Consider the following 1,222-nt stretch of genomic DNA (forward strand, 5'->3'; position numbering starts at 1 on the left):
TTGACCTGCCCCCAGGATTAGATACAACGCTCACTTAGTAATGTCGGATCCTTCACTATCAGAATTACCCTTTCTCCAGCCCGCCGCAAACTCAGACGGCGTCTGATAATTCAGCGTGGAGTGCGGGCGGCACTCGTTATAATCCTGACGCCATTCACTGATGGTTTTCCTGGCATGGCTGACGTCGCTGAACCAGTGTTCATTCAGGCATTCATCGCGAAAGCGTCCGTTAAAACTCTCAATAAATCCGTTCTGTGTCGGCTTGCCGGGCTGAATGAGCCGTAGCTCCACGCCATGCTCAAAGGCCCATTGATCGAGCGCGCGGCAGGTAAACTCCGGGCCCTGATCGGTTCTTATCGTCGCCGGATAGCCACGAAACAGCGCAATGCTGTCCAGAATACGCGTGACCTGCACGCCTGAAATCCCGAAGGCAACGGTGACCGTCAGGCACTCCTTCGTGAAGTCATCCACGCAGGTCAGGCACTTGATCCTGCGACCGGTGGCCAGCGCATCCATGACAAAATCCATCGACCAGGTCAGATTCGGCGCTGCCGGGCGGAGCAGCGGCAGACGTTCTGTTGCCAGCCCTTTACGACGACGTCTGCGTTTTACGCCGAGTCCACTCAGATGGTAGAGCCGGTATACTCGCTTGTGATTAACATGAAGCCCTTCGCGGCGCAGCAGCTGCCAGATGCGGCGGTAACCAAAACGCCTGCGCTCCAGCGCCAGTTCGGTGATGCGCCCGGATAAATGCGCATCCGATGCCGGACGCTGCGCTTCGTAACGGCAGGTCGACAGGGACAAACCTGTCAGCCTGCAGGCACGACGTTGCGACAGACCGGTCGCATCACACATCAACACCACGGCTTCGCGCTTCTGGTCTGTCGTCAGTACTTTCGGCCCAGGGCCACCTGAAGCGCCTCCTTATCCAGCATGGCTTCGGCCAGCAGCTTCTTGAGTCGTGCGTTCTCTTCCTCAAGCGACTTCAGGCGCTTAACCTCGGGCACCTCCATGCCGCCATACTTTTTACGCCAGGTGTAAAACGTGGCATCGGAAATAGCGTGCTTGCGGCAGAGTTCCCGGGCGGATACCCCGGCTTCAGCCTCGCGGAGAATACTGATGATCTGTTGGTCGGAAAAACGCTTCTTCATGGGGGTGTCCTCATGTGGCTTATGAAGACATTACTAACATCGCGGTGTGTTAATCAACGGGGAGCAGGTCA

General features: G+C 57.0%; 1 protein-coding gene. It reads right to left on the reverse strand.

The annotated features are described in order from the left end of the window. Positions 1-30 precede the first annotated feature (30 nt). A protein-coding gene (locus tag ACOTWU_RS25245; RefSeq protein ID WP_112287405.1) for an IS3 family transposase occupies positions 31-1,151 on the reverse strand; the annotation gives its coding sequence in 2 pieces (ribosomal slippage) (positions 31-893 and positions 893-1,151; 1,122 coding nt in all). Positions 1,152-1,222 lie beyond the last annotated feature (71 nt).

It is taken from the genome of Enterobacter cloacae complex sp. GYL001 (genome assembly GCF_049237125.1).
Lineage (GTDB): Bacteria > Pseudomonadota > Gammaproteobacteria > Enterobacterales > Enterobacteriaceae > Enterobacter > Enterobacter hormaechei_C.